At 61.0% G+C, this 25,641-nt stretch carries 22 protein-coding genes and 2 pseudogenes; 12 read left to right on the top strand and 12 right to left on the bottom strand.

Features of this window, described 5'->3' with window-relative positions; translation table 11 throughout:
* Together B7L71_RS04315 and B7L71_RS04310 are read right to left on the bottom strand one after the other, a co-directional pair.
* The coding region (locus B7L71_RS04315; protein ID WP_081136210.1) for an efflux RND transporter permease subunit at positions 1 to 2,071 on the bottom strand (2,071 nt) is incomplete at its 3' end.
* The gene (locus B7L71_RS04310) at positions 2,068 to 3,273 is read right to left on the bottom strand and encodes an efflux RND transporter periplasmic adaptor subunit (protein ID WP_081136434.1); all 1,206 of its coding nucleotides are present in this window, start codon (positions 3,271 to 3,273) and stop codon (positions 2,068 to 2,070) included. The genes B7L71_RS04315 and B7L71_RS04310, both read right to left, overlap by 4 nt.
* Positions 3,274 to 3,465: 192 nt before the next feature.
* Between B7L71_RS04310 and B7L71_RS04305 the strand changes: the two genes are divergently transcribed.
* Complete coding sequence (locus tag B7L71_RS04305) at positions 3,466 to 4,068, top strand: TetR/AcrR family transcriptional regulator (RefSeq protein ID WP_039175503.1); 603 nt, start codon at positions 3,466 to 3,468, stop codon at positions 4,066 to 4,068.
* Here B7L71_RS04305 and B7L71_RS04300 read toward each other — a convergent pair.
* The 3 genes and pseudogenes from B7L71_RS04300 to B7L71_RS04295 all read right to left on the bottom strand — a co-directional run bounded on the left by B7L71_RS04300 (position 4,065) and on the right by B7L71_RS04295 (position 5,846).
* Positions 4,065 to 4,505: a hypothetical protein gene (locus B7L71_RS04300; protein ID WP_249273175.1), complete on the bottom strand. Its 441-nt coding sequence runs from the start codon at positions 4,503 to 4,505 to the stop codon at positions 4,065 to 4,067. The two genes, B7L71_RS04305 and B7L71_RS04300, sit on opposite strands and share 4 nt — an antisense overlap.
* A 98-nt stretch (positions 4,506 to 4,603) precedes the next feature.
* Positions 4,604 to 4,648 (bottom strand): annotated as a pseudogene (locus B7L71_RS17970) (hypothetical protein); the annotation flags it as partial.
* Between the two features lie 187 nt (positions 4,649 to 4,835).
* Complete coding sequence (locus B7L71_RS04295) at positions 4,836 to 5,846, bottom strand: zinc-binding alcohol dehydrogenase family protein (RefSeq protein WP_081136208.1); 1,011 nt, start codon at positions 5,844 to 5,846, stop codon at positions 4,836 to 4,838.
* A gap of 119 nt (positions 5,847 to 5,965) precedes the next feature.
* Between B7L71_RS04295 and B7L71_RS04290 the strand changes: the two genes are divergently transcribed.
* The 3 genes from B7L71_RS04290 (at position 5,966) to B7L71_RS04280 (ending at position 10,070) form a co-directional block, all read left to right on the top strand.
* Complete coding sequence (locus tag B7L71_RS04290) at positions 5,966 to 6,850, top strand: LysR family transcriptional regulator (protein ID WP_081136207.1); 885 nt, start codon at positions 5,966 to 5,968, stop codon at positions 6,848 to 6,850.
* A gap of 30 nt (positions 6,851 to 6,880) precedes the next feature.
* Positions 6,881 to 7,765, top strand: coding sequence for an alpha/beta fold hydrolase (locus tag B7L71_RS04285; RefSeq protein WP_081136205.1), 885 nt, complete (start codon positions 6,881 to 6,883; stop codon positions 7,763 to 7,765).
* A 109-nt stretch (positions 7,766 to 7,874) separates the two neighbouring features.
* Complete coding sequence (locus B7L71_RS04280) at positions 7,875 to 10,070, top strand: OsmC domain/YcaO domain-containing protein (protein ID WP_081136204.1); 2,196 nt, start codon at positions 7,875 to 7,877, stop codon at positions 10,068 to 10,070.
* 214 nt (positions 10,071 to 10,284) lie between these two features.
* Here the strand turns inward: B7L71_RS04280 and B7L71_RS04275 are convergent, their stop codons facing one another.
* Together B7L71_RS04275 and B7L71_RS04270 are read right to left on the bottom strand one after the other, a co-directional pair.
* On the bottom strand, positions 10,285 to 10,665 hold the full coding sequence (locus tag B7L71_RS04275) for a type II toxin-antitoxin system VapC family toxin (protein ID WP_016916255.1): 381 nt from the start codon (positions 10,663 to 10,665) through the stop codon (positions 10,285 to 10,287).
* Positions 10,662 to 10,871 (bottom strand): type II toxin-antitoxin system VapB family antitoxin, encoded by a 210-nt coding sequence (locus tag B7L71_RS04270; RefSeq protein WP_016916256.1) that lies wholly within the window; start codon positions 10,869 to 10,871, stop codon positions 10,662 to 10,664. Before B7L71_RS04270 ends, B7L71_RS04275 begins: the two co-directional genes overlap by 4 nt.
* Positions 10,872 to 11,196: 325 nt before the next feature.
* On the opposite strand from B7L71_RS04270, the pseudogene B7L71_RS04265 reads away from it, so the two are divergent.
* Together B7L71_RS04265 and B7L71_RS04260 are read left to right on the top strand one after the other, a co-directional pair.
* Positions 11,197 to 12,528, top strand: a pseudogene (locus tag B7L71_RS04265) (alanine/glycine:cation symporter family protein); the annotation flags it as partial.
* A gap of 4 nt (positions 12,529 to 12,532) precedes the next feature.
* A complete protein-coding gene (locus tag B7L71_RS04260) occupies positions 12,533 to 13,363 on the top strand; it encodes an asparaginase (protein ID WP_249273174.1) in 831 nt (276 codons plus the stop codon).
* Positions 13,364 to 13,432: 69 nt separating this feature from the next.
* On the opposite strand, the gene tnpA is transcribed toward B7L71_RS04260, so the two are convergent.
* Positions 13,433 to 13,846: an IS200/IS605 family transposase gene (tnpA, locus tag B7L71_RS04255; RefSeq protein ID WP_081136200.1), complete on the bottom strand. Its 414-nt coding sequence runs from the start codon at positions 13,844 to 13,846 to the stop codon at positions 13,433 to 13,435.
* Positions 13,847 to 13,902: 56 nt separating this feature from the next.
* Between tnpA and B7L71_RS04250 the strand changes: the two genes are divergently transcribed.
* Complete coding sequence (locus B7L71_RS04250) at positions 13,903 to 15,078, top strand: RNA-guided endonuclease TnpB family protein (protein ID WP_081136199.1); 1,176 nt, start codon at positions 13,903 to 13,905, stop codon at positions 15,076 to 15,078.
* 50 nt (positions 15,079 to 15,128) lie between these two features.
* Here B7L71_RS04250 and B7L71_RS04245 read toward each other — a convergent pair whose 3' ends face one another.
* The 4 genes from B7L71_RS04245 to B7L71_RS04230 all read right to left on the bottom strand — a co-directional run bounded on the left by B7L71_RS04245 (position 15,129) and on the right by B7L71_RS04230 (position 19,143).
* The gene (locus B7L71_RS04245) at positions 15,129 to 16,358 is read right to left on the bottom strand and encodes a nucleoside recognition domain-containing protein (protein WP_081136197.1); all 1,230 of its coding nucleotides are present in this window, start codon (positions 16,356 to 16,358) and stop codon (positions 15,129 to 15,131) included.
* A 72-nt stretch (positions 16,359 to 16,430) separates the two neighbouring features.
* Positions 16,431 to 17,363, bottom strand: coding sequence for a lysine exporter LysO family protein (locus B7L71_RS04240; RefSeq protein ID WP_081136195.1), 933 nt, complete (start codon positions 17,361 to 17,363; stop codon positions 16,431 to 16,433).
* Complete coding sequence (locus tag B7L71_RS04235) at positions 17,364 to 18,095, bottom strand: hypothetical protein (RefSeq protein WP_081136194.1); 732 nt, start codon at positions 18,093 to 18,095, stop codon at positions 17,364 to 17,366.
* Between the two features lie 112 nt (positions 18,096 to 18,207).
* Complete coding sequence (locus B7L71_RS04230) at positions 18,208 to 19,143, bottom strand: 2-hydroxyacid dehydrogenase (protein ID WP_081136192.1); 936 nt, start codon at positions 19,141 to 19,143, stop codon at positions 18,208 to 18,210.
* A gap of 296 nt (positions 19,144 to 19,439) precedes the next feature.
* Here B7L71_RS04230 and doeA point away from each other — a divergent pair, with 296 nt between their 5' ends.
* From doeA to B7L71_RS04205, 5 genes are all read left to right on the top strand, one after another.
* Complete coding sequence (gene doeA / locus B7L71_RS04225) at positions 19,440 to 20,639, top strand: ectoine hydrolase DoeA (RefSeq protein WP_081136191.1); 1,200 nt, start codon at positions 19,440 to 19,442, stop codon at positions 20,637 to 20,639.
* 27 nt (positions 20,640 to 20,666) lie between these two features.
* The gene (gene doeB, locus B7L71_RS04220; RefSeq protein ID WP_081136189.1) at positions 20,667 to 21,698 is read left to right on the top strand and encodes a N(2)-acetyl-L-2,4-diaminobutanoate deacetylase DoeB; all 1,032 of its coding nucleotides are present in this window, start codon (positions 20,667 to 20,669) and stop codon (positions 21,696 to 21,698) included.
* A gap of 8 nt (positions 21,699 to 21,706) precedes the next feature.
* On the top strand, positions 21,707 to 22,183 hold the full coding sequence (locus tag B7L71_RS04215; RefSeq protein WP_081136187.1) for an Lrp/AsnC family transcriptional regulator: 477 nt from the start codon (positions 21,707 to 21,709) through the stop codon (positions 22,181 to 22,183).
* Positions 22,184 to 22,350: 167 nt separating this feature from the next.
* Positions 22,351 to 23,847 carry an NAD-dependent succinate-semialdehyde dehydrogenase gene (locus B7L71_RS04210; protein ID WP_081136186.1) on the top strand — a complete coding sequence of 499 codons (1,497 nt, stop codon included), beginning with the start codon at positions 22,351 to 22,353 and terminating at the stop codon, positions 23,845 to 23,847.
* Between the two features lie 185 nt (positions 23,848 to 24,032).
* Positions 24,033 to 25,466 (top strand): aspartate aminotransferase family protein, encoded by a 1,434-nt coding sequence (locus B7L71_RS04205; protein WP_081136184.1) that lies wholly within the window; start codon positions 24,033 to 24,035, stop codon positions 25,464 to 25,466.
* The last annotated feature ends 175 nt before the right edge of the window (positions 25,467 to 25,641 follow it).

Below are 25,641 nucleotides of genomic sequence, written 5' to 3'. Positions count from 1 at the left end.
CCAGCTGTTCGGCCAATCGTGTGGCGGCTGCCTCCAGCACCTGGGTATTGGGGTGCGAAAGCCGCAGGCTTAGCGCAGCGCCGCTGCCGGGGCCGCCAAAGTCGGATTCGAAGCGGACCGATTGCGCGCCCAGCAGGTCGCCGGTCAGTTCACGCCACTCGCGGGCAATGCGTGAGGGTGGCCAGCTCTCCAGGCTTTCCGAAGCGATGTCGAGGCGTACGGAGAGGCTTTCGCCATCCAGGCTGCTACGGGTGCTGGTGAAGCTCAACCCCTCTTCACGCTCGCTGAGGGCCGTGGCGGCGTCCAGCAATTGCTGGCTCAATTCGCGGCTGACGCTGATGTGGCTGCCAATCGGTAGGGTGACGCTGGCCTGCACCTGATCGGATTCGACCCGGGGCATCAACGAGAAGCCCAATCGACCGCTCATGGCCCATGCCAGGGTGATCGCCAGCAGCGCCACGCCCAGCGAGACGGTCAGCAGGCGCTGGTTCAGTGCACCCTGCAGAAAGGGCTCGAAGCGCCGGTAGGTGAAATGGTGCAGCCCCTGCTGCATGCGTAGCCGCACGGCCTCCAGAGGACGCTGCCAGGCTGGCGTTTGCCTCGGTTTGCTGGCGTGGGCCAGGTGTGCGGGCAGGATCAGCAGCGCTTCCACCAGCGAGATCACGAAGACCGTGATCACCACGACCGGCACCGTGGCAAAGATCAGCCCTAAAAAGCCGGGCAGGAACAGCAGGGGCAGAAAGGCCACGATGTTCGAGAGGATCGCAAAGGTGAGCGGCGTGGCAATTTCCTGGGCGCCCTTGACCGCCGCATCGCGCAACGAGTAACCCTCTTCGCGATAGCTGTAGATGTTCTCGCCCACCATGATGGCGTCATCGACAACGATGCCCAGCGCAATGATGAATGCGAACATCGACATCATGTTGAGCGAGACGCCAATCCAGGGCAGGAACAGCATGGCCCCCAGAAACGCCGTGGGAATGCCCAGCGTCACCCAGAACGCCAGTCGCGCTTCGAGAAACAGCGCCATCAGCACCAGCACCAGCGCCAGGCCCATCCAGGCGTTCTTGAGCAGCAGACCGAGTCGGTCTTCGTAGACTTCCGAGCTGTCCCGGGCGATGTCCAGGCTCACGCCGTCGGGCAGGTTGGCGCGCAGCCGTTCCAGCTCGCCGCGAACCGCGTTGGAAATGCTGGTGGGGGTTTGGCCGCCAATCTGGTACACATCCACCGAGATGCCTGGCTGGCCGTTGTAGAACTCCTCTCGGTCGGTTTCGGCAAAGCCTTCACTAACCTGGGCAATGTCGCGCAACAGCACCGGCGAGCCCTGGGCCGTGGTCAGAATGGGCAGCTCGGCGAACGCTTCGGCGCTATTGCGGCGCCCTTGGTAGCGGATCAGCCATTCTCCCTCGGCGGTGGTCAACTGGCCGCTGGCCAGATCCAGTGCTTCGGCGGCGATGCGGCTGGCCAACTGCTGATGATCGAGCCCGTAGCGCTCGATGGCTTCATCGTCCAGGTGCACCTGGATTTCCCGGTCCCGGTTGCCGGAGAGCTCCGCCCGGGAGATGCCGCTGGTGGCCTGTAACTCGGCCCGCACGTTCTCGGCGGCGTCGTGCAGGGCTTCTTGGCCCACCCTGCCGTACACCTGCAGGCTGACGACGCTGCGCGAGCGGCCTGCCAGGGTAATGCGGGGCGGGTCGGCAGCGGCGGGCAGGGTGGTAATGGCATTTACGGCCTGTTGAATGTCCTGGTAGGCGCGCATCACATCCACGCCGTCGATCAGCGTTGCGCTGACCACGCCGCTGCCTTCGCTGGCGCTGGCGGTCATCTCGTCGATGCCTTCCACGTTGGCGATGGCGGCTTCCATGGGCAGCAGCAGGCTTTGCTCGATATCTTCTGGGGTGGCGCCTGGGTAGCTGATGGAGACCTGGACGATTTCCGTTTCGAACTCCGGAAAGACCTCTTTCTTGATGGCCATCGAGGCCATCAGGCCGCCCACGATGAACAGCACCATCATCAAGTTGGGGGCAACGCCGTGATCCACCATCCACGCCAACGGGCCTTTACGCATCATTGAGCGCTCTCCTGATCACGTGCCGGGGTGTCGCCACGTTGGCGCAGGCGAACTTCCTGCCCCTCGCGGGGCTGCGCCAGGCCTGCAACGACCACGCGCTGGCCCGCTTCCAGGCCCTCCCGGATCAGTACGTCATCCTGGCCGCGATAAGCGAGAGTGACGCGGGTACTGCGTAAGCGGTTGTCGTCGTCCACCCACCAGACCTGCTCGCCGGGGCGAAGCGCGGCAGAGGGTAGCCTGATCAGCGGCTCCTGGGCGCGGGTGTGGAAGGTGAGCCGCATGACGTCGCCCAGCCGCAGGGCGGGACCCTCATGATTCAGGGCCAGTGGGTCGTTCACGGCAATCAGCAGCTGGGCCTGCAGGCCGTTCTCTTCCAGGTTGGGCAGCACGGAGAGCAGTTCGCCCTCCCGTTCGGCCTGATCGGGCCAGCCCTGGCTGGTGAGCGTGACGCGACCGCCACTCTCCAGCCAGGCCAACGTATCGCCGGGCAGCGAAGCGCGTACCCAGAACTGCTCGACACCTACCAGGCTGAGCACTTCGGTGCCCTGGCTCAGCAGGCTGCCAGCCCCCACCAGGCGCTCCTGAACCATGGCGCGCCAGGGCGCCGTGAGGGTGGCTCGTTCCAGGTTTAGCGCCGCCTGGTCGCGGACCACGCGCGCCTGGGTCAACTGCGCCTGGGCCTGGCGCAGCTGGGGTTCGCGCAGCACCAGCGCACGCCGTTCGGCGCTCAGCTGCCTGCCGAACGACTCGTACTCACTGCGGGCGCGCTGCTGTTCGGCCTGTTCCAGGGCCAGCTGGGCTTCGGCGTTTGCCAGTTGAGCCTGGGCATCCTCCAGTGCCAGCTGCAGGTCGGCCTGGTCGATGTAAGCCACCGGTGCTCCCTGCTCGACCACACGGCCGGGCAGTACGCCTTCGGCAAAACGTTCCAGCTGCCCGGCCACGCGGCTGGCCAGCAGCGTCGACTGTTCCGCTTCGACACGACCAAAGCCGCTCAGGGTCGGCGACTGTAGGCGCTGCTCGACGGTCATCACGTCGACCACCGGGGGCACGGGCGGCGGCGGTGGCCTGCGCTCTACCCTGGGTGGCTGACTGATGATCCACCAGGCCACGGCAAGGCCGCCCGCCAGTACCAGCAAGGCGGCTAGGGCACCCAGGCCCAGGCGGCCTTGCTGTGAGGAGGCAAAAGAGCGAGGTGGAGTCATGGCCGGGGGGGTATCCATTGGCTGAAGGCAAAAATGCCCGAGAAGTGGCAAGATCATGCTAGCATCACCGATTCCTACGCAGCGATTAGGCAAGCATTGTGCAAATAGCGTGCAACCCAAACGCTGACGCGGTTTCCGATACCTGTCATCATTGACGTGAAAAACCATAGACTTCCTGGTCTGCATGACGCTATGAAAAACACCGCCACGCGCGATAAGTTGATTGATACCGGCGCTGAGCTGATTGCCCAGCAGGGCTATAACGCCACGGGTATCAATGCCGTTCTAAAAACCTGCGGTGTACCCAAGGGTTCGTTTTACCACTATTTTGCCAGTAAAGAGGACTTTGGTCTGGCGGTGATCGAGCGGTTTGCCAGCCAATACGATGCCAATCTGGCCACCTTGATGGAAGATTCGGCCGTGCCACCTCTCGAACGTCTGCGTCGCTACTTCGCGGCAGGTAGGGCGCATATGCTCGACTGTGACCACTCCACGGGCTGCCTGATCGGCAACCTGGGGCAGGAGCTGGCGGGCCAGAACGACACCTTCCGCGATGCGCTCAACGTGGTCTTCCAGCGCTGGGAAAAACGCCTGGTCACGTGCTTGAGCCAGGCTCAGGCAGACGGCAGCGTGCCGGAAGGGTTGTCACCTGACACGCTGGCCAGCTTCATTCTCTCGGGGTGGGAAGGCGCCATCCTGCGCGCCAAGACGCTCAAGTCACTGGCTCCCATGGAGCAGTTCGAAGCCATTCTGTTTTCCCACGTGCTGGCGACTGCGACACCACCGCCACGTTAATGGCGCGCACGAAAATGGTACTCCCCTGCGGCGATATCGTTCTGAATGGCGGCCAGTAGCGCCGCATCCAGGGATGGGTCGCCCAGTGCCAGTAGCCCGCACTGGGCGAGTGCTTCGCGCAGACTGGTCTGCTCATCCAGCCGCTGATAGACCACTCTCACACAGCAGGGCATGCGCTCGCTGTTGTCCGCCACGCCCATCTTCAGCCCCGTCAATCGCGTTACCTGACTTTGAAAGCTGGGAAACAGAATGGTCTGGGTGATCTCGTGACCGTTCAGGGTTTCGTGGTCGATCAAGAACAGCCGGTCCGCGAGTTTGACTGCCGCCCCCACATAGCGGTTATGGCAGGGGCGTTTGCCGGGGGCCACCGGCATGCGTTCGGTGCGCTGATACACCACGCCGCCGTCGCGCTCCTCCAGACAGACCAGCGTACGCATGATATGACCAGGGCGCGAAAATCCTGATGGGGGAGGCCAATGTCGTCTGCGGTGACGCCAAGAAAATGGCATATTCGTTGGAGCGCCGCATGACTGGGGTAGTAGCGCCCGCTCAAGTAGCGGTTGAATTGCGCTCGGTTCATCGGCAGGCGGCGGCACACATCGGCAATCGACGGGTAGTAGCTGCACAGCAGGCGTAAATTGGCCACAAATTCATCGTGCATGGGTGTGACTCGGGGCTCTTGGGCGGTGGCGGCTAATGTGCCGCCTTGCGCCCAAGAGTGCAACGGCTGATACCTCAAGCGGGCTTGAAATGATCGGCGCGCGTGCTTAAAACCCCGCTAGCACCAGCTTGCCTACGGTGCGGTTGCTCTCGATCAGCGCGTGGGCACGCGTCAGGTTGTCGCCAGTGATGGGGCCAAGTACCTCGCCAAGCGTCGTGGTCAAACGGCCGCTATCCACCATGGCGGCAACTTCGCTCAATAGGTCGTGCTGCTTGGCAATGTCCTCGGTAGTAAACAAAGGCCGAGTGAACATCAGCTCCCAGTGCAGTGACAGGCTCTTGAGCTTGAGTTTACGCACGTCGATCAGCTCCGGGTCATCGATCAGTGCCAATTTGCCCTGGGGCTTCAAGGCATTGATGATCGCCTCGAAGTGGTGATCGGTTTGGTTAAGGCTGATGACCATATCCACTTGCTCGTAGCCTGCGGCTTTGAGCGCTTCATCCAGCGGTTGGCGGTGGTCGATCACCGCATCGGCGCCGAGCGACGTGACCCAGGCTTGGCTTTCCGGGCGTGAGGCCGTCCCAATCACGGTGATATCGGTGAGCTGCTTGGCCAGCTGAATCAGAATCGAGCCAACGCCACCGGCAGCACCTACCACTAATAATGTTTTGCCTTTGGTGTCGCGCAGGCCCAGTTCCAGGCGGTCAAACAGTAGCTCCCAGGCGGTAATGGCGGTGAGAGGGAGAGCCGCTGCCTGGACGTCAGACAGACTTTTCGGCGCCAGGCTGGCGATACGCTCATCGACCAGCTGGTACTCGGCATTGGAGCCTTGGCGCGCAATGCTGCCCGCGTACCACACCCGGTCACCCGGCTGAAAGCGAGTGACTGCACTGCCCACGGCATCGACCACGCCTACCGCGTCGTAACCCAGCACCCGCGGCTCGCCGCCTTCGGGCAGCGCGCTTTTGCGCACCTTGGCATCTACCGGGTTGACGGAAACTGCGCTGACCGCGACGCGAATATCGTGGGGCTCGGGTGTGGGCAGCGGCAGCTCGACGGCGTGCAGGGCGTCTGGGTGGTCGATCGGCAGGCTTTTGGTAAACGCGAATGCTTTCATGGTCGTTCTCCAAGCGATGATGAATGGCGACATCATGCCTGGGTGTCGTTTTATGAAAAAGAGGGTTAATGTAGCTAACAGTTTCCAATTTTTTTTGAAAATAAGGGCGCTATCGCTCCATGCGTACCGATGACCTAAACGTGCTTGTCTATGCCGCCGAGCACGGCAGCCTTTCCGCCGCCGCGCGGGAGCTGGCGATTACCCCGGCAGTGGCTAGCGTGGCGATCAAACGGCTTGAAGACGCGTTGGGCACGCGGCTACTGGTACGCTCTACCCGCAGCTTGCGGCTAACACCCGCCGGGGCGCACTATTTAGTGCATGCGAAAACGGCATTGAGCGCCCTTGCCGAAGGGGAAAAAGAGCTGCACCGCGAACGCCAGGAGATCGCGGGAGAGCTCAGCCTCTCCATGCCTTCCGATCTGGGCCGCAACGTGCTGCTGGGCTGGCTGGACCATTTTATGGCGCTGCATCCGCAGCTGCGTCTGCGGCTTCGGGTCAGCGATCGGGTGAGCGATCTGTTTCGCCAGCCAGTGGAGATTGCCCTGCGTTACGGCGTGCCGGAGGATTCCAGCCTGGTAGCCCTGCCGCTAAAAAGTGATAACCAACGGGTGGTGTGCGCCGCACCTCGCTATATCGCGCGTCACGGCGAACCCACCACGCCAGATGAACTACGCCAGCACAACTGCCTCTGCTTCAATCTTGGTGAGCGGGTGCATGACCAGTGGCAGTTCGGCAGTGAGCGCATCAGCGTGCAGGGCAATCGGGTGAGCGACGATGCTGAGTGCGTGCGCCGCTGGGCGCTGGCGGGAGAGGGCGTTGCCTATAAATCTCTCCTGGATGTTCAGGCGGATTTCCGCGCAGGCCGCTTGGTGGCGCTGTTGGCTGCGTTTCCTACCGAGCCCGCGCCGCTGTATCTCGTCTGCCCGCATCGGCTGTCGCTCACGCCCGCCGTGGTCGCGCTGAAAGACTTTCTGATCGAGCGGTTACAAGAAGTCGTCGAATGAAGAGCATCATCTATCCGCGAGGAGCTCGTTATGTTTGAAGGGTTTGAAAAACAGACACGCCGCGTTAACGGCGTCGATATTGCCTACCGCATGGGGGGCAGTGGCCCGGCGTTGCTGCTGCTTCACGGGCACCCGCAGACCCATATGATCTGGCACAAAGTGGCGGCTACGCTTGCCCAGCACTTCACGGTGATTGCTGCTGACCTGCGCGGCTACGGCGACAGCGGCAAGCCGGACGATGACGCAGAGCATCTCAATTACGCCAAGCGCACCATGGCCGCCGATATGGCCGAACTGATGAGCGCGCTGGGATTTGAGCGGTTTAAAGTACTGGCCCACGACCGCGGCGCGCGGGTAGCGCATCGTTTAGGCGTTGATTACGCCGAGCGGATCGAGCGCATGGTGCTTTTAGATATCGCCCCCACGCTGGCCATGTACCGGGGCACCAATGAGGCGTTTGCCCGCAGCTACTGGCACTGGTTCTTTCTGATTCGCCCTCAGCCGCTGCCGGAAATGCTGATTCAAGCCGACCCCGCGCAGTACCTGAAAAGCGTGATGGGTGCCCGTAGTGCAGGTATGGCACCGTTCGCCCCAGAAGCGCTGGCGGAGTACGAGCGCTGCCTGTCGCTTCCCGGTACGGCCACCGGCATCTGCGGCGACTACCGCGCCAGCGCCACCATCGATCTGGAGCACGACCAGGCGGATATCGACGCGGATGTGAAGCTCACCTGTCCGATCAACGTGATGTGGGGTGCCGAAGGTGCGATTGAAGCCTGCTTCGATGCCTTGGCTGAATGGCGCAAGGTAGCGACGCAGGTAGAGGGCAAGGCGCTGCCCTGCGGTCACTATATCGCCGAAGAGATTCCTGACCTGCTGCTGGAAGAGGCGCTGCCGTTCTTGCTACATCAGCCATGAGCGATTCAAGCGACTGCCCAAGACGAAGCGGGCAAAAAAACTGGATAATGGCCGCCATTCGCCTGATGCGTTGGCGCTCAGGCACACTCATTACTCCGGACGCCCGCTTATGGAAATCAAAGTTAACTATCTCGACAACCTCCGCCTGGAGTCCAGGTTCGACGACTTTACGGTCATTTCCGACCAGCCGATTCGCTACAAGGGCGACGGCTCGGCCCCTGGCCCGTTTGACTACTTCCTGGCGTCGTCGGCCATGTGTGCCGCCTACTTCGTCAAGGTGTACTGCAACGCGCGCAATATTCCCACCGAGAACATTCGCCTGTCGCAAAACAACATCGTCGACCCGGAAAACCGCTACAAGCAGATCTTCAAGATTCAGGTAGAGCTGCCGGAAGATATCTCGGAAAAAGATCGCGAAGGCATTCTGCGCTCCATCGACCGCTGCACGGTGAAGAAGGTCATCCAGACCGGCCCCGAGTTTCAGATCGAGGTGGTCGAGAACATCGACGAAGACGCCCAGGCGCTGCTGATGGGGGCACCCGAGGGAGGCAGCACCTTTATCCCCGGCAAGGACCTGCCGCTGGAGCAGACCATCGCCAATATGAGCGCGATTCTGGCGAACCTCGGTATGAAGATCGAGATCGCCTCCTGGCGCAATATCGTGCCCCATGTGTGGTCGCTGCATATCCGCGATGCGGCGTCCCCCATGTGCTTTACCAACGGCAAAGGCGCGACCAAAGAGAGCGCGCTGTGCTCTGCGCTGGGCGAGTTCATCGAGCGTCTGAGCTGCAACTTCTTCTACAACGATCAGTTCTTTGGCGAAGAGATCGCGAACAGCGAATTCGTGCACTACCCCAATGAGAAGTGGTTCAAGCCGGGGCCGAACGACGAGCTGCCCGCCGAAATTCTCGACGAGCACTGCCTGGCGATTTACAACCCGGAAGGCGAGCTGGGTGGCTCGAACCTGATTGATACCAACTCGGGCCGTGAAGACCGGGGCATCGTTTCGCTTCCCTTTGTGCGCCAAAGCGACGGCGAAACGGTCTATTTCCCCTCCAACCTGATCGAAAACCTGTTCCTCAGCAATGGCATGAGCGCGGGCAACACGCTGGTGGAGGCTCAGGTGCAGTGCCTTTCAGAGATTTTCGAGCGGGCGGTGAAGCGGGAAATCCTCGAACAGGAATTGACCCTGCCCGACGTACCGCAAGAAGTACTGGCCAAGTACCCCAGCATTGTCGAGGGCATCAATGCCCTGGAAGCCCAGGGCTTCCCGGTGCTGGTGAAGGATGCCTCCATGGGCGGGCAGTTCCCGGTAATGTGCGTGACGCTGATGAATCCGCGTACCGGCGGGGTATTCGCTTCCTTTGGTGCCCACCCAAGCTTCGAGGTGGCGCTGGAGCGCAGCCTGACCGAGCTGCTGCAGGGGCGCAGTTTCGAAGGCTTGAACGACCTGCCGTTGCCGACCTTCAATTCCCAGACTGTCTCCGAGCCGAACAACTTCGTCGAGCACTTCATCGACTCGGTGGGCGTGGTCTCCTGGCGCTTCTTCAGTGCCAAGCCCGACTTCGAGTTCAGTGAGTGGGACTTCTCTGGCAGCAACGAGGAAGAAGCCAAGACCCTGTTCGGTATTTTCGAGGAGCTGGGGGCCGAAGTGTACATGGCGGTACACGAAGACCTGGGCGCACCGGTGTGCCGCATTCTGGTGCCGGGCTACTCCGAGGTGTACCCCATCGAAGACCTGATTTGGGACAACACCAACAAGGCGCTGGATTACCGCGAAGATATCCTCAACCTGCACCGCCTGGACGACGCACAGCTGACCGACCTGGTCGAGCGGCTGGAAGAGAGTCAGATGGACGACCACGTCGATATCATCACGCTGATCGGTATCGAGTTCGACGAGAACACCGTGTGGGGGCAACTGACCATTCTTGAGCTGAAGCTGCTGGTCTACCTGGCGCTTGACCGCCATGAAGAGGCGCTGGACTGCGTGCAGATGTTCCTGCAGTACAACGACAACACCGTCGAGCGCGGCCTGTTCTATCAAGCTGTGAGCGCGGTGCTGGAGATTGCCCTGGACGACGAGCTGGCGTTGGACGACTACCTGCCCAACTTCCAGCGCATGTTCGGCGAAGCCACCATGGCGGCGGTGGTTGGCTCGGTAGATGGCAGCGTGCGCTTCCACGGCCTTACTCCCACCAACATGCAGTTGGAGGGGCTGGAGCGCCACCAGCGCCTCATCGAAAGCTACAAGAAGCTTCACGCGGCCAGGGCGGCAAACGCGGGCATTGCGTGCCCCTGGTAATGATGTTACGGATGTAGGGGTTGGCGATGTATTAAGCACTCCGTAAGCTAAGCGTTATCCACGCCCTGGGCAGTAAGCTTTCCCACATATCTCGGGATAAGCCGACCCCTGGGGCGTTTTTCGTTTGCAGAAGGAAAAGAAGCCATGCCTGCAGCAATGTTGATCGATGGTGGCTATTTTATTAAGCAGTTCAAGCGGATACTGTGATCAGCTCTCAATGTACCGCGACCCGGTAGGCCGCAGCGAACTTGTCCGCCATATCCGCGAGACGCTTGTCTAGCGTCCATAACTGCGTATCGGGCGTGATAAGTGTTGAGGCAAGTAAGCACATGTCGACTAAGCCGCAGCCCAGGCCATAGAGCTTTTCACGTTCGATGAAGTCCATCACCTCCGACAAACTAGCCTGATGACAGGGCCGCAAGAGGGCAACACTTTTTAGCGTTTGAGTGCGCGGGGAGGGAGGTGTCCCGCAGGCAAGCTCAGCCAAAACCATGGGGTGGTTGAGCACAAGATCTTTTTCGATCAATCCGATCAGGGCATCGTTTCGTTTTCTGAAATGATCCACCCAGACCGATGTGTCGACTAGCACGTTCATTGCGTTGAAGGCGCCTCGCGACGGCGGGGTATGTCGGGCATCTCTGGCGCAGTCCCACCCAGGGCTGCAAGGCGTCGACCGGCTTGCACGCGGACATAGGTCTTCATGGCCTCGCGAAAGAGGTCTGACGGTTTATCCATTCCCGGCTCGGCAAACGCCAATGCCTGCTCGTAGAGCTCATCGTCAATGGTAACAGTGGTTCGCATCGTTCACTCCTGCCTGGTCGTGCACTCGCTTGCATCGATATTGATGTTATTTAACGTCAATCGGTGCATCTTCACAAGTGGGCATCGCAGTAACATCATCAGATGACTGCTCGGTACATTCTCTCTAGCGGTCATCATCTCGCGGGGGCTGTATACGCCTGATGCACTGTGATGCACCCACTGGCGCAGTGAGTGCAACCAACTGCATCGCTGCGCCAAGCGTCATCCCGCTTTTGGCTTGGTACAACACTCTGCGCGCCTTTCAATCGCAAACAAGGACGCGATTACAACCATAACGCCAATATAAAAATGCGGAGACTATCCCATGCTCGATATGCTCAACGACCTCCTCTGGGGGAAGGTCCTGCTCGTATTACTGGTGGGCGTTGGTATCGGTTTTACCGTTGCCTCCCGCTTCGTACAGTTTCGTTATTTTGGTCAGATGTTTCGTATTCTGGGGTCTGGCCAAGCCTTCAAGCGTAATCAGCACGGCCACTTGAGCTCGTTTCAGGCGCTGGTGCTATCGGTGGCGGGGCGCGTGGGCGGCGGTAACATCGCCGGCGTGGCCGTGGCGATTACGCTGGGCGGCCCGGGGGCGATTTTCTGGATGTGGATCGTCGGTTTGATGGGCATGGCCACCAGCTTTCTAGAGTGCACCCTGGCGCAAACCTACAAGCAGGCGGAAGGTGATGGCACTTACCGCGGTGGCCCGGCGTACTACATCGTCAAAGGCTTGGGCAAACAGTGGCGCTGGCTGGCGGCGTTCTACTCGGTACTGCTGCTGATTACCTTTGGTTTCGCCTTTACCGCCCTGCAGTCCTACGCCGTGGCCACTTCGTTTGGCGATGCCTTCGGCGTACCGGTGCTGTACAGCGGTATTGCGCTGGCGATGCTAGTGGGGCTGATCATCTTTGGCGGCATCAAGCGGATTGCCCGCATCTCCGAATTCCTGGTGCCCTTCATGGCCGTGGGCTATATCGCCGTGGCGCTGCTGGTCATTGCCATGAACCTGGGTGAGATCCCTGCGGTAATGGCGCTGATCGTCAAGAGTGCCTTTGGCCTTGAGCCGCTGGTAGGCGGCGGGATTGGCGCTGCCATCATGATGGGCTTGAAGCGTGGCCTGTTCTCCAACGAAGCGGGCCTGGGCAGTGCGCCCAACGTGGCTGCCGTGGCGTATGTGCCACACCCGGCCAACCAGGGCATCGTGCAGGCATTCTCGGTGTTCATCGATACGGTGATCATCTGCTCGGCCACGGCGTTTCTGATTCTGCTCAGCGGCGTATACGACCCAGCCGCCGGGGCAGGTGTCGAAGGTATCGCGCTCACTCAGGCTGCCTTGGCAGACCACGTGGGCGAGTGGGGCCGCACCTTCGTGAGCCTGGCGCTGCTGTTGTTTGCCTTCAGCACCATCCTCTACAACTACTACCTGGGCGAAAACAGCCTGAACTTCTTCAGCCGTGACAACCAGAACCTGTTCAACGCCTTCCGGGTGGCGATCGTACTGCTGGTGTGCTGGGGCGCGACCACCGATCTAGGCACCGTGTTTGGCTTCGCCGATGTGACCATGGGCCTCTTGGCAGTGGTCAACCTCGTGGCGCTGATCCTGCTGTTCAAGTGCGGCCTGCGCATTCTGAACGACTTTGATCGCCAGCGCCGAGCTGATGCCCGAGGCGTGGAATCGACTGATCGCGGCGCTGGAAGCCCACTGGCAGGTCTACGATGCCTTCGTGATCCTGCACGGCACCGATACCATGGCCTACAGCGCGTCGGCGCTGTCGTTCATGCTCGGTGCCTTGAACAAGTCGGTGATCTTCACAGGCTCTCAAATTCCGCTGGGTGAGCCCAGAAGCGACGCGCTGAACAACGTGGTCAGCGCGCTACAGCTGGCGGCTCATCCGGCCACACCTTGCGAAGTGAGCCTGGTCTTCCATGACCGGCTGCTGCGCGGTAACCGCGCCCGCAAGGTGCGTACTCAAGGTCTGGATGCCTTCGACTCTCCCAACTTCCCTTGGCTTGCCGAGATCGGCATTGGCATCACCTTTCCCCAGCCCTCGGCGCTGCTCAGCGGGGAGCCCAACTTTGCTCCCATCGAACTCGATGACGAGGCGGTAGCGGTGCTGCCGCTACACCCAGGCATGTCGCTAACGCGCGCAAAAGCGCTACTGGCAGACGACACGCTGAAAGGTGTGGTGCTGCACAGCTACGGCGTGGGGAACCCGCCCAGCTTTGATGGTGCACTACTCGATGCCTTGAAGGCAGCCCATGAGCGGGGCGTGGCGCTGCTCAACGTCACGCAGTGCGCTCAGGGGGAGGTCATTCAAGGCGCCTACGCCACCGGGGCGGCGCTCAATCAGGCGGGCGTGATCGCTGGAGGAGACATCACGCTGGAAGCCGCCGTGGCCAAACTCATCGTTCTGCTTGGCCGTGGGCTTTCCGGGCCAGCGCTGCGCAAAGCACTCAGCGCAGCGATTCGTGGCGAACGGGCTTGCTGATTCAGCAAAAACCCGCGTGAACCCTCACCCACTCGGGCAGGGAGGTAAGCGGGGGCCGCGCAAGCGGCCCTATTCTGGTGTCTTCTGTCCCTGCACATAAGCCTTGAGCGTCTCGATAGTGGCTCCGCCTGCGCTACAAGCGAAATACGATCTCGACCACAGCACGGCGCTCTTGCTGAGGCGCGGAATATGGGCATTCAAGAACCGCACCCGTCGGGACGACGTGGACTTCAAATTGTTGACCAGCACACTGATCGACAGCCTTGGCGGATATTCCACGAGCAGGTGAACATGGTCTTCTTCACCATCGAACTCAAGGATGCGGCAGTCGAGTTTTTCGCAAGCTGATTCAAATGCCTCTCGGAGCTGCCCTATCATGTAGCCGTCGAACACTTTGCGCCGATACTTCGTCGTAAAAACAAGGTGGACGACTAGCCGAGTGACGCTATGTCGCCCTCGCCGATAACTTTCATGCACACTCACTTTACATTCCTCGCTATAGCCCTTAATCTCTGGCTATTGTAGCAGTGAGCACTGATATGCTGAAGGCCACCAAGGTACGCATCTATCCCACGACCGAGCAGGCGGAGTTCCTGAACCGCCAGTTCGGCGCGGTACGTTTCTGCTACAACACCGGCCTTCGCATCATGTCGCATCGCTACAAGCGTCACGGGCAGTCGCTGAGCGCCAAGCACGACATCAAGAAGCTGCTGCCGGTGGCCAAGAAATCGCGCAAGTACGGCTGGCTGAAAGAGGCGGATTCCATGGCGCTCCAGCAGTCTTGCATCAACCTTGATCAGGCCTTCCAGCGCTTCTTCGACCCCAAGCAGAAGGCCGGCTATCCGCGCTTCAAGAGCAAGCGGGGCAAGCAGTCCAGCTATCACTGCGTCGGCGTCAAGGTCGGCGACAACTGGATCAAGGTGCCCAAGCTCGGGCCGATCAAGGCCAGGATGCATCGCCAGGTCGAGGGCAGGCTGAAAAGCATCACCCTGACCCGTACCGTCACCGGCAAGCACTACGCCTCGTTGCTGTTTGACACTGAGCAGGCTGCCCCGGCACCGCTGAAGGACGTTGACGCCGCTAAGGTCGTGGGCCTCGATATGGGGCTGTCGCATCTGGCCATTGACTCCACCGGCCGCAAGGTCGCCAATCCGCGCTTCCTCAAGCAGGCGCAGAAGAACCTCAAGCGCAAGCAGCAGGCGCTGTCCCGCACGAAGAAGGGCAGCGCCCGCCGAGCCAAGGCACGATTACTCGTTGCCAAGGCTCACGAGCGGGTTGCCAACGCCCGCAACGACTTCCAGCACAAGCTCTCTCGACAGCTCGTTGACGACAACCAAGCGATGATCGTCGAGACGCTGAAGGTCCGCAACATGATGAAAAACGCCAGGCTAGCCAAGCACATCGGCGATGCGTCCTGGCATGCCTTGGTGACCAAGCTGGATTACAAGGCCAGGGAGCAGGGCAAGCATCTGGTCAAGATCGACCCGTGGTTTGCCAGCTCCAAAACCTGCCATATCTGCCACCACAAGGTGGGCGCCATGCCGTTGAGTGTCCGGTCATGGGAGTGCCCCTCCTGCCACACGCACCACGACCGAGACATCAACGCCGCGCTGAGCATCAAGCATCAAGGCATCATACAGTTGAAGGCGGAAGGGCTGTCCGTCTCTGCCCATGGAGGCTTGCGTAAGTCCGGCACATCGTCGGCAGCTGCCTGAGAAGTGGGAAGCCTCGCCCGTGGCGCGTCAGCGCTTAGGGCGGGGAGCAGTCACCCAAAGAACCAGTAACACACCAGAATGGCGGTGGTGATGCCTGCTACATCGGCGACCAGGGCGCATCCCAGCCCATGACGAATGCGGCTAATGCCCACGGCGCCAAAGTAGACCGCCAACACATAAAAGGTGGTTTCAGTACTGCCCTGAAACGTGGCCGCCAGTAGCCCTGGGAAGCTATCGACACCAAAGGTGTTCATGGTCTCGATCATCATGGCGCGGGAGCCGCTGCCGGAGAGCGGTTTCACAAAGGCGGTGGGTAGCGCATCCACAAAGCGGGTATCCCAGCCGATGCCCTCTACCAGCCAGCGAATGCCGCCAAGCCCGGCATCCAGCACGCCGCTGGCGCGCAGCACCCCGACGGCCACCAGCATGGCCACCAGATAGGGCAGCAGGGTGATGGTAAAGCTCAGGCCTTCTTTGGCACCTTCGATAAAGGCGTCATACACCTTCACGCCGCGCAGCGCGCCCACGACCAGGAACATGATCACAATGCTGAACAGCGTGAGGTTGCCAACCAGCGTGGAAGCGGCGGCCAGCGCTTGAGCCGACATCCCCGCCAGCGTGGTGATCAAAAGCCCCAGGGCCAGCGCAGCGGCCAGCAAGTACCCCAGCACCACCGGTTGCCAAAGCTTCAGACGCTGCATGATGGCCACCGCCAGCAGCCCGGCGAGGCTGGACGCACTGGTCGCCAGCAGAATCGGCAGGAACACCAGCGTCGGCTCTGCCGCCCCTTGCTGGGCGCGGTACATGAAAATCGTGACGGGCAGCAGGGTCAGCGACGAGGTATTCAGTACCAGAAACAGGATTTGCGCATTGCTGGCGGTATCGCGGCTGGGGTTCAGGGTTTGCAGCGAGTGCATCGCCTTGATGCCAATGGGCGTCGCAGCGTTATCCAGGCCCAGAATGTTGGCGGCAAAGTTCATGCTGATCAGCCCCATGGCCGGGTGGCCGCGGGGCACTTCGGGCATCAAGCGGCAGAACAGCGGGTCGAGCACTCGCCCCAGCAGGCGGATTAACCCCGCCTTTTCAGCAATGGCCAGAAATCCCAGCCACAGCGTCATGGTGCCCAGCAGCACCAGAATGATATCGACGCTGACCCTTGCCATATCGAACAGCGACTGCACCAGGCGGGCAAACACCTCGCTGTCGCCACCCACCAGCCATTGCCAGAGCGATGCCGCAAAGGCGGCAATGAAAAAGCTTAACCAGATTCCGTTGAGCATGGTGGGTGGGCGTCCTTGATGATCGAAGCAATACGCTAGCTGCGTATCCTACCCAAGGAGCGCCCGCTCACGCTAACCCGACAGCGAAAGAAAGAACAGAATCAGCGGCGGGGAGAGTAGCGAGAGGATAAAGCCGCTGACCACGGCAATGGGCACACAGGCCACGCCGCCATGCTGCTGAATCACGGGCAGGGTGAAGTCCATGGAGGTGGCCCCGCCATAGCCAATCGCCAGCGCGGTGTGGCGATGGATGACCAGCGGAATCAGTATGAATGCCAGCAGCTCGCGGGTCAGGTCGTTGAAGAACGCCACGCCGCCCATCAGCGGGCCGAGCTGGTCGCCAATCAGAATGGCCGACAGCGAATACCAGCCAAATCCGGAGGCCATGGCCAAGCCTTCGTTCCAGCGCAATGAGAGCAAGGGGGCGGCGGCCAAGCCTGCCAACAGCGAGCTGAGCGCCAGGGTGACCGCAATGGCGAGCCCCAGGCGATTGAGCAGAATCTGTTTGAGCGGCATGCCCGAATTACGCAGTTGGCAACCAATCAACACCAGCAGCACGTAGAGCACCCACTCTGCCAGCCAGTCCGCCATGGTAAATAGCGCTTCTCCCAGCGTGGGGCCGAGCAGCAGCCCCAGCGCCACGCCACCTGCCACCACGGCGACGAGCATCAGCGAGCCGCCCATGGCCGCCAGTTTGCTGGTGGGGGCGTCCTTGACCACGGGAGAGCTCCCCGCGCTCAGGCGTACGCGTCTGGACAGCCACCAGAGGGCGGCAAGATTGAAGAGGGTGGTGATACTGAAAAGCAGCAGGGCGTTACCCCCGAGGCGAGACAGCTGGCTACCCAGATTTTCAAGCCCCGCCAGGCTCACTCCCATGAACAGCAGTATCAAGTACACCGAGCCACTGACGGCTCGGTTGATGAGATTCAGCCACGCCGTGGAGCGAACGCGAACCAGATAGCCCAGAAACAGCGGCAACAATACGATCAATAAGCCTGAGAGCATCTAGCGTTCATTACCCTCGTCAGGCGTGAAGCGTGTCATGGTGATGGTGGTCTGGCGACGGCCTTCCTTTTGATACTCCGCAGAAAGGATCAGCCCGGGCCAGTCAGGGTGAAAATTGATCACCAGGTGACGGTCGGGTTTGTCGGCATCCACCAGGGTAACCGGCTTGGCGTCGAACTCCCCAGCGGGGACGCTGACGCTGGCCGGGGGATTCAGGTAGTACTGGAAGTGCTCGTCTCGACCTCGGTGGTCCACGAACGAGATATCGCAAGGTGCTTCTTGGGTGCAGTCTTCATGGCCGACCCGCCGTGAAAGGTCGAACAGGGCCGTCTGGCGGTCCAGCGAGTGGATATCGGCTTCGTTCAACTGGTAGCTGTCGCCCACGCCAAACAGCGAGTAGCTGCTGTTATAGAGCAGCGAGCGAGTGGCGTCATCGTCCACCGCAAAGCGGCTACGCTCTTGGCCGCGTGCCACGGCCACGGAAAAGCTCATGTCGCTGAGCCAGTGCAGGCCTTCGTTGGATAGCGTATGGGTGATGGTCGCGCCCGGCCAACCACGAATCTCCAGCCGGTACTGAGCTTCGAACGGCTGCGGGGCAGCCCAAGCAGCATCCTCGACGGGCTGCTCTGCGACGGCGGCTGTCATGCCAGACATACTCAGGGCACCCACGGCAATGCTCAGCCAGCGGCGAGCCGCAGTGACGTTAATATGACGCAAAGGCCATTCCTCCATTGAATATATGATCCTCAGAGCCCTTGACTCAGCCCTTGGTTCCCCAGCGTCGCTGGCCCGTTCTCAGCAAACGATAGCACTTGGCAAAGTATAACGTGCCGAGCAGTGGGCGTCAGTAGCCCGCCTCAGGGTTGACGGTGGCGAGAGGTTCACCGGCATCGAAGGCATGCAGATAGGAGATGACCTGATCGATGGCGTCATTCAACGGGGTCGGGGCCGCCATATGCGGCGTCACGATCACCCTGGGGTGCTGCCACAGTGGGTGGTTGGCAGGCAGCGGCTCTTCGTGGAAGACGTCCAGCAGCGCACCGCGCAGGTGGCCTGGCTGCTGTTCCGTGCCAAGGGCTTTCAACAGGGCTTGTTCGTCGATCAAACTACCGCGCCCTGGGTTGATCACACTTGCCCCTGGCGGAAGTTGCGCCAGCCGGGCGGCGTTCAGGATATGCCGAGTGGCCGGGGTATCGGGCAGGATGGTCACGACGCTCTGCACCTTGCTTAACAGCTGGTCCAGGCCCTCGTCACCGTGCAGGCAGCGTACCCCGCTGATCTGTTTGGCAGAGCGGCTCCATCCCCAAACCGGAAACCCTGCCTGCTGCAGTGCACTGGCCACATAGCCACCAATGGCCCCGAGCCCCAGCACGCCCACCGGCCAGTCGGCCTTGCCGGCGACTGGCTGCGGCGTCCACTGGGCGTGGGTCTGCTGTTGGCGATAGCGGTCCATGCTGCGGTAGAAGTGCAGCACGCCGTATAGTACGTAGTCGGCCATCAGTTCGCTCATGCCCGCGTCGCGCAGTTTGACGATGGGCACGCCGTCAGGAAGGCCCGGCGTATTGAGCAAGTGGTCGACGCCTGCCCCGAGATTGATGATGCCCTTCAGGTGCGTTTGCTCCTGCAGCAAATGGGCCGGTGCCTTCCAGACGGCCAGGTAATCAGCGTCGAGCCGCTCGCTGGCCGGGGCGTCGCTGGTCAATACCGTGGCCTGGGGCAATGCGTCGGCAATAGCGGCCTGCCACTGTGCGGCATTGTCGATATGGACGACAATTTTCATGAAGGCTCCTTAGCTGCGGCTTCTGGGGGAAGCTTTATCATGAGCGAGAGAACCCGAAGACCGCAACCCATGCGAGGCGCGTCGCTTCGCGGTCAACGCCTCGCTAGAAGCGATGTTAACGGTCTAGCAATTTTTGCCATAAAGGCTTTGACCGCTGACCAAGGAGGGGTGCTAGTATCGGGGCAAGGCGACATTGGCGGGCCAGCAGCGGCGGTGACCAGGTCGATCCTGTGGCCCAGTGCCGCGACTTACCGCGGGCGCTGGTTCTAAGTGATCTTTTATTGGCGAGTTGCCCGATGACAGAGGTTTCCCTGCCTTTCACCCGTGAAGAGTACGCCAGCCGTTTATGGAAAGTGCGTGCTGAAATGGCCGGTCGCGGCATCGATGTGTTGATCGTCAGCGACCCTTCCAACATGGCGTGGCTGACCGGCTACGACGGCTGGTCATTTTATGTGCACCAGTGCGTGCTGGTGGGGTTGGAGGGTGAGCCGGTGTGGTTTGGTCGCCGGATGGATGCCAATGGCGCGCTGCGCACCTGCTGGATTCACCCCGATAACATCACCTATTACCCGGATTACTACGTCCAGAACCCCGACATGCACCCGATGGAGTATCTGGCGCAGTCGATCATGCCCGATCGTGGCTGGCACACCGGCGTGGTGGGCATGGAAATGGACAACTACTACTTTTCTGCCAAGGCTTACCAAAGCCTGCTCAAGGAGCTTCCCCACGCGCACTTCATGGATGCCAATGCGCTGGTGAACTGGTGCCGGGCGATCAAGTCTCCCCAGGAAATTGCCTATATGCGGGTCGCCGCCAGGATTGTCGAAGGCATGCACTCGCGCATTCTGGAAGTGATCGAGCCGGGGTTGCCCAAGAGCAAGCTGGTGTCTGAAATCTATCGCGTGGGCATCGAAGGGTTCATCGACGAAAACGGCAAGGTGTTTGGCGGTGATTACCCGGCCATCGTGCCCATGCTGCCTACGGGCAAGGATGCAGCGGCGCCACACCTGACCTGGGACGATACGCCGTTCCGCAGTGGTGAAGGCACCTTCTTCGAAATTGCCGGGGTGTTCAAGCGCTACCATGCGCCCATGTCGCGCACTGTGTTCCTCGGCACGCCGCCCACCGACTTCATCCGCGCCGAATCGGCCTTGCTGGAAGGCATCGAAAACGGCTTGGCCGTTGCCAAGCCCGGCAATCGCACGGCCGACATCGCCATGGCGCTGGGGGCGGCCATGGACAAGTATGGTTTTGACCGCGGTGGCGCGCGCTGTGGCTACCCGATTGGCATCTCTTACCCCCCCGACTGGGGCGAGCGCACCATGAGCCTGCGCCCCTCGGACGAGACGATCCTGCAGCCGGGCATGACCTTTCACTTCATGCCGGGCCTGTGGGTCGATGACTGGGGGCTGGAAATTACCGAAAGCATACTGATTACCGAAGACGGCTGCGAAACGCTGGCAAACTTCCCCCGCCAGCTGTTCGTGAAATAGCCGCACGTTCAATAAAAAGGATTCACCATGACGCTTCAACCGAACTCACTGCGGCCCAGCCCCATCTCTGCCACCGTCGACTTCGACGCCGACGGCGTGCAGCACGGCTTCTTGAAGCTGCCGATCTCCACCGATGAATCCGCCTGGGGGGCGGTGATGATTCCCGTGACCGTGGTGAAGAACGGCGAAGGCCCCACGGCCCTGTTGACGGGGGGCAACCATGGTGACGAGTACGAAGGCATAACGTCGCTGCTCAAGCTCTCCTCGGCGCTCAAGGCCGAGGAGGTGACTGGCCGTGTGATCATCGTGCCCTGCATGAACTCCCCGGCGGTGATGGCTGGCAAGCGCACCTCACCGATGGACAAAGGCAACCTGAACCGCAGCTTTCCCGGCGACCCTAACGGCACGGTGACCTCACAAATTGCCGACTACTTCACCCGGGTGCTGGTGCCCATGAGTGATGTCGTGCTCGACCTGCACTCTGGGGGCCGCACGCTGGATATCCTGCCGTTTGGTGCGTCTCACGTACTGGATGACAAACACCAGCAGCAGGCGGCGCTGGAAGGCGCCAAGGCCTTCGGTGCGCCTTATGCCATGGTGATGTTCGAGCTGGACGCCGAAAAGCTGTTCGATACCGCCTGCGAACGTCAGGGCAAAGTATTCGTGGCCACCGAGCTTGGCGGCGGCGGTACCTCCACCCCGCAAAGCATCGCCATTGCCGAGCGCGGCGTGCGCAACTTCCTGATTCATTACGGTTTGGTAGAAGGCAACGTGGAGATGCCCGAAGGCGGGCAGATGTACCTGGATATGCCGGATGCCAGCTGCTACGTGCAGAGCCAGCACGCCGGCGTGTTGGAGCTGCTGGTGGCACTGGGCGACGAAGTGAAGAAGGGCCAGACCATTGCCTACGTTTATGACATGACCCGCAGCGGATCATCGCCGGTGGCGTACCAGGCCGAGCGCGACGGTATTCTGATGGCGCGCCGAGCCCCTTCGCTGATCAATATGGGCGACACCCTGGCGGTGGTTGCCGATGTTGTCGAACGCCTGGAGGTGTAGCCCCCAGCATGATGAAACTGGATCGCTATGATTTAAAAATCCTCGATATCCTCTCCCGGGACGGGCGAATCACCAAGTCGAAGCTGGCCGAGGCGATCAATCTCTCGGTCAGCCCCTGTTGGGAGCGGGTGAAGCGCCTGGAGAAGGCGGGCGTGATCGAAGGCTACACGGCACGCATCAACGCGGAGGTATTGGTGCCGCGCAACCCTGTGTGGGTGCAGATCGAGCTCAAACAGCACAACGCCGAAAGCTTTGCCCGTTTTGAAGCACTCGTGATGGCTACCCCCGAGGTCACCGAATGTGTGGCCGTGGGCGGTGGCGTTGATTACCTGGTGAAGTTCGAGGCCCGCACCATCGACAGCTACCAGCGGCTGATGGACAAGTGGCTGATATCGGAGGCGGGGATCGAACGCTATTTCACCTATATCGTCACCAAAACCGTCAAGCAAGCGCCCATCGGAATCGATATCGACAGCGCCCAGTAGCCGCGCTGCCGAAAAAAACCACGCTCACGCCGCATTTTGCAAAAAAAGCGCAGGGTTTGCCGGTCGCTTTCAAAAACACTTCGTGGCCACTCTCCGTTAACCTGAAGGCATTCGATAGCCGGGCGGACCTGCCTGGCTGACCATGCTGTTCAGGAAGGGGAGGTGCCATGACCATACTATCGGCCACGCTAGTAAAACGCCTGGAAGATCCGCGCCTGTTTCGCCAGTACGCGTATGTGAACGGCAAGTGGGTCCATGGAGAGGGCGGCCGTGAGGAAGCGGTGGTTGACCCCGCGACGGGTGACGTCATCGGCCATATTCCCCTGCTGGAAGCCGAACAAATTACCGCCGCAGTGGATGCCGCCGAAGCGGCATTCGTTCACTGGCGGGCGCTGCGCGCCGATGAGCGCTACGAGCGCCTGCTGGCGTGGTACGACCTGATTCAGGCCAACCGCGAAGACTTGGCCACCATCATGACGCTCGAGCAGGGTAAGCCGCTGCCGGATGCCCGTGGCGAGGTCGAGTATGGCGCCAGCTTCGTGCGCTGGTTCGCGGAGGAGGGCAAGCGCACCTACGGCGAGACCATTCCCAGCCACATTCCCAACGCATCGCTCGGCACCATCAAGGAGCCGGTGGGCATTGCGGCGATGATCACGCCCTGGAACTTCCCGCTGGCGATGATCACACGTAAAGCCGCCGCTGCGCTGGCGGCTGGCTGCCCGGTGATTGTGAAACCGGCCAACGAAACGCCATTTTCGGCGCTGGCGCTGGCTGAACTCGCCGAGCGTGCGGGCATTCCAGAAGGTATCTTCAACGTCGTGCTGGGCGAGCCTGCGGAAGTCTCGAAAATTCTGTGCGGAGAGCCGCGCATCCGGGCGCTTTCATTCACTGGTTCCACCCGTGTTGGCCGCTTGCTCATCGAGCAGAGCGCCAACACCGTAAAGCGGCTTTCGCTGGAGCTGGGCGGCAACGCCCCCTTTATCGTCGGGCCGGATATGGACCCCAAAGAAGCGGCCTACGCCGCCGTGGCCGCGAAGTTCCAAACCTCCGGGCAGGATTGCCTTGCCGCGAATCGTATTCTGGTACACGAATCCATTCACGATGAGTTCGTTGCCCGGTTCACCGAGCGCATGGCGGCACTCACCGTAGGCAACGGCCTGCACGGCGAAGTGGATCTTGGTCCTCTGATTCACCGCCAAGCGGTCGAAAAAGCGGCTGCGATTGTGGACGATGCCATCTCTAAAGGGGCCACCCTGATCGCGGGTGACCAAAGCCAAGCGCCGGGCGACAACTTCTTCATGCCGGTACTGCTGACCGGTGTGACGCCAAAAATGAAGGTATGGCGGGAAGAGAACTTTGCCCCGGTGGCCGGCATTACCGCTTATAGTAGCGACGACGAAGTCATCGAAATGGCCAACGACACCGAGTACGGCCTGGCCGCGTATATCTACACCCATGATATACGCCGCATCTGGAAGCTGATGCGTGCATTGGAGTACGGCATGGTGAGCGTCAACTCGGTGAAAATGACCGGGCCGCCCGTGCCTTTCGGCGGCGTCAAACAGTCCGGCCTTGGCCGTGAAGGTGGCGCGACGGGGATCGATGAGTATCTGGAAACGAAGTACTACTGCCTGGGCGCGCTGGGATCGGTATCGGGGAGCTAGCGCGGATAGTGTCGCAGTCGAGGCTGGTTAAGCACTAAGCGAACCGTCTTTTTCAGGGATGAAAAAGCCGAGCGCCCAGGGACGGGTTTACAGCGTGTTCGCGTGTGCTTAACCAGCCGTTCAGCCCGCAATATTTTAAGTGCCGCCCCGCTGATCGGGGAGGTTTATCGTACAGAGAGAGCATTATGAGCTTGCATCAGGATCTGATTGAACGCGACCGCAAAGTCACCTTCCACGCCTCTACCCATCTGCGTGATTTTGCCCATGGCGATGCGCCGGGCCGCGTGATTACCGGCGGTAAAGGCATCCACATCGTGGACAAGGATGGCCGCGAGTTCATCGATGGTTTTGCGGGTCTTTACTGCGTCAACATCGGCTATGGTCGCACCGAAGTGGCGGAAGCGATTTACAAGCAGGCGCTGGAACTTTCCTACTATCACACCTACGTGGGCCACTCCAACGAGCCGCAAATCGAGCTTTCCGAGCGTGTGCTGAAAATCGCAGGCCTCAACATGTCCAAGGTCTACTACGGCATGTCGGGCTCTGATGCCAACGAAACCCAGCTCAAGATCGTGCGTTACTACAACAACGTGCTGGGCCGCCCGCAGAAGAAAAAGGTCATCTCGCGCATGCGCGGTTACCATGGCTCAGGCATTGCGTCTGGCTCGCTGACTGGCCTGAAGGCGTTCCACGACCACTTCGACCTGCCCATCGATACCATTCGCCATACCGAAGCGCCGCACTACTACCTGCGCGCCGCCGAGCAGCACGGCATGACCGAGCTCGAATTTTCTGCCTACTGCGCGGACAAGCTGGAAGCCATGATTCTGGAGGAAGGCCCTGAGACCGTCGCGGCCTTCATCGGTGAGCCGGTGCTGGGCACCGGGGGCATCGTGCCGCCGCCGGAAGGCTACTGGGAAGCGATTCAGCCGGTGCTGGACAAGTACGATGTATTGCTGATTGCCGACGAAGTGGTGTGTGGCTTTGGCCGTACCGGCTCCGACTTCGGCAGCCACCACTACAACATGAAGCCTGACCTGATCACCATCGCCAAAGGCCTGACCAGCGCCTATCAGCCTCTTTCAGGTGTGATCGTTGGCGACAAGGTGTGGAAAGTGCTGGAGCAGGGCACCGGCGAATTCGGCCCCATCGGCCACGGCTGGACCTACTCCGGCCACGCCTTGGGCTGTGCCGCAGGCCTTGCCAATCTGGATATCATCGAGCGCGAGAACCTGGTGGGCAACGCGGCAGAAACCGGCGCTTACTTCCAGCAGCAGCTGAAAGCAGCCTTCGAAGGTCACCCGCTGCTGGGCGACGTACGTGGCGTTGGCTTGATGGCGGCGTTGGAGTTTTCGCCGGATGCCAAACAGCGTCTGCACTTCGACCCCATGCTGAAAGTCGGCCCGCGCGTCGCGGCGGCGGCCATGGAAGAGAACCTGATTGCCCGCGCCATGCCCCAGGGCGACATCCTCGGCTTTGCGCCGCCGCTGACCATCAATCGTGGTGAAGTGGACGAGATGATTGGCCGCGCCAAGCGCGCCATCGACCGTGTCACTGACGAGCTGGTACGCTCTGGCGATTTGAAGACCGGCCAACAGGAAGCGACTTTTACCGTATAAGTTCAGGCCTGCATTGCTTAAACGCCGCTGCCGATGGCAGCGGCGTTTTGGTTTGAGTAGCCGAGCTGATCCAGAGCTGGCTCAAAGCGCCTGTGCAGCGTAGTTCGCTAAGCTGTAGCGGTGTGCCAGGAGATGGATTGAACCAGGACTGTCGTTAGCGCATGAGCACACGCTT

Origin of the sequence: Halomonas sp. BC2 (assembly GCF_002078115.1) — a bacterium.
Lineage (GTDB): Bacteria > Pseudomonadota > Gammaproteobacteria > Pseudomonadales > Halomonadaceae > Vreelandella > Vreelandella stevensii.
This window is presented reverse-complemented; position numbering and strand designations above follow the sequence as displayed.

Excerpts from the sequence above, each read along its gene's own strand:
- B7L71_RS04275 (WP_016916255.1), bottom strand. The coding sequence starts at position 10,665 with ATGAACGTGCTAGTCGACACATCGGTCTGGGTGGATCATTTCAGAAAA.
- B7L71_RS04270 (WP_016916256.1), bottom strand. The coding sequence starts at position 10,871 with ATGCGAACCACTGTTACCATTGACGATGAGCTCTACGAGCAGGCATTG.
- B7L71_RS04205 (WP_081136184.1), top strand. The coding sequence starts at position 24,033 with ATGAGCTTGCATCAGGATCTGATTGAACGCGACCGCAAAGTCACCTTC.
- B7L71_RS04250 (WP_081136199.1), top strand. The coding sequence starts at position 13,903 with ATGCTGAAGGCCACCAAGGTACGCATCTATCCCACGACCGAGCAGGCG.
- doeB (WP_081136189.1), top strand. The coding sequence starts at position 20,667 with ATGACGCTTCAACCGAACTCACTGCGGCCCAGCCCCATCTCTGCCACC.
- B7L71_RS04310 (WP_081136434.1), bottom strand. The coding sequence starts at position 3,273 with ATGACTCCACCTCGCTCTTTTGCCTCCTCACAGCAAGGCCGCCTGGGC.
- B7L71_RS04300 (WP_249273175.1), bottom strand. The coding sequence starts at position 4,505 with ATGCGTACGCTGGTCTGTCTGGAGGAGCGCGACGGCGGCGTGGTGTAT.
- B7L71_RS04235 (WP_081136194.1), bottom strand. The coding sequence starts at position 18,095 with ATGGAGGAATGGCCTTTGCGTCATATTAACGTCACTGCGGCTCGCCGC.
- B7L71_RS04230 (WP_081136192.1), bottom strand. The coding sequence starts at position 19,143 with ATGAAAATTGTCGTCCATATCGACAATGCCGCACAGTGGCAGGCCGCT.
- B7L71_RS04285 (WP_081136205.1), top strand. The coding sequence starts at position 6,881 with ATGTTTGAAGGGTTTGAAAAACAGACACGCCGCGTTAACGGCGTCGAT.
- doeA (WP_081136191.1), top strand. The coding sequence starts at position 19,440 with ATGACAGAGGTTTCCCTGCCTTTCACCCGTGAAGAGTACGCCAGCCGT.
- B7L71_RS04215 (WP_081136187.1), top strand. The coding sequence starts at position 21,707 with ATGATGAAACTGGATCGCTATGATTTAAAAATCCTCGATATCCTCTCC.
- B7L71_RS04260 (WP_249273174.1), top strand. The coding sequence starts at position 12,533 with ATGCCCGAGGCGTGGAATCGACTGATCGCGGCGCTGGAAGCCCACTGG.
- B7L71_RS04295 (WP_081136208.1), bottom strand. The coding sequence starts at position 5,846 with ATGAAAGCATTCGCGTTTACCAAAAGCCTGCCGATCGACCACCCAGAC.
- B7L71_RS04210 (WP_081136186.1), top strand. The coding sequence starts at position 22,351 with ATGACCATACTATCGGCCACGCTAGTAAAACGCCTGGAAGATCCGCGC.
- B7L71_RS04245 (WP_081136197.1), bottom strand. The coding sequence starts at position 16,358 with ATGCTCAACGGAATCTGGTTAAGCTTTTTCATTGCCGCCTTTGCGGCA.
- B7L71_RS04240 (WP_081136195.1), bottom strand. The coding sequence starts at position 17,363 with ATGCTCTCAGGCTTATTGATCGTATTGTTGCCGCTGTTTCTGGGCTAT.
- B7L71_RS04280 (WP_081136204.1), top strand. The coding sequence starts at position 7,875 with ATGGAAATCAAAGTTAACTATCTCGACAACCTCCGCCTGGAGTCCAGG.
- B7L71_RS04290 (WP_081136207.1), top strand. The coding sequence starts at position 5,966 with ATGCGTACCGATGACCTAAACGTGCTTGTCTATGCCGCCGAGCACGGC.
- B7L71_RS04305 (WP_039175503.1), top strand. The coding sequence starts at position 3,466 with ATGAAAAACACCGCCACGCGCGATAAGTTGATTGATACCGGCGCTGAG.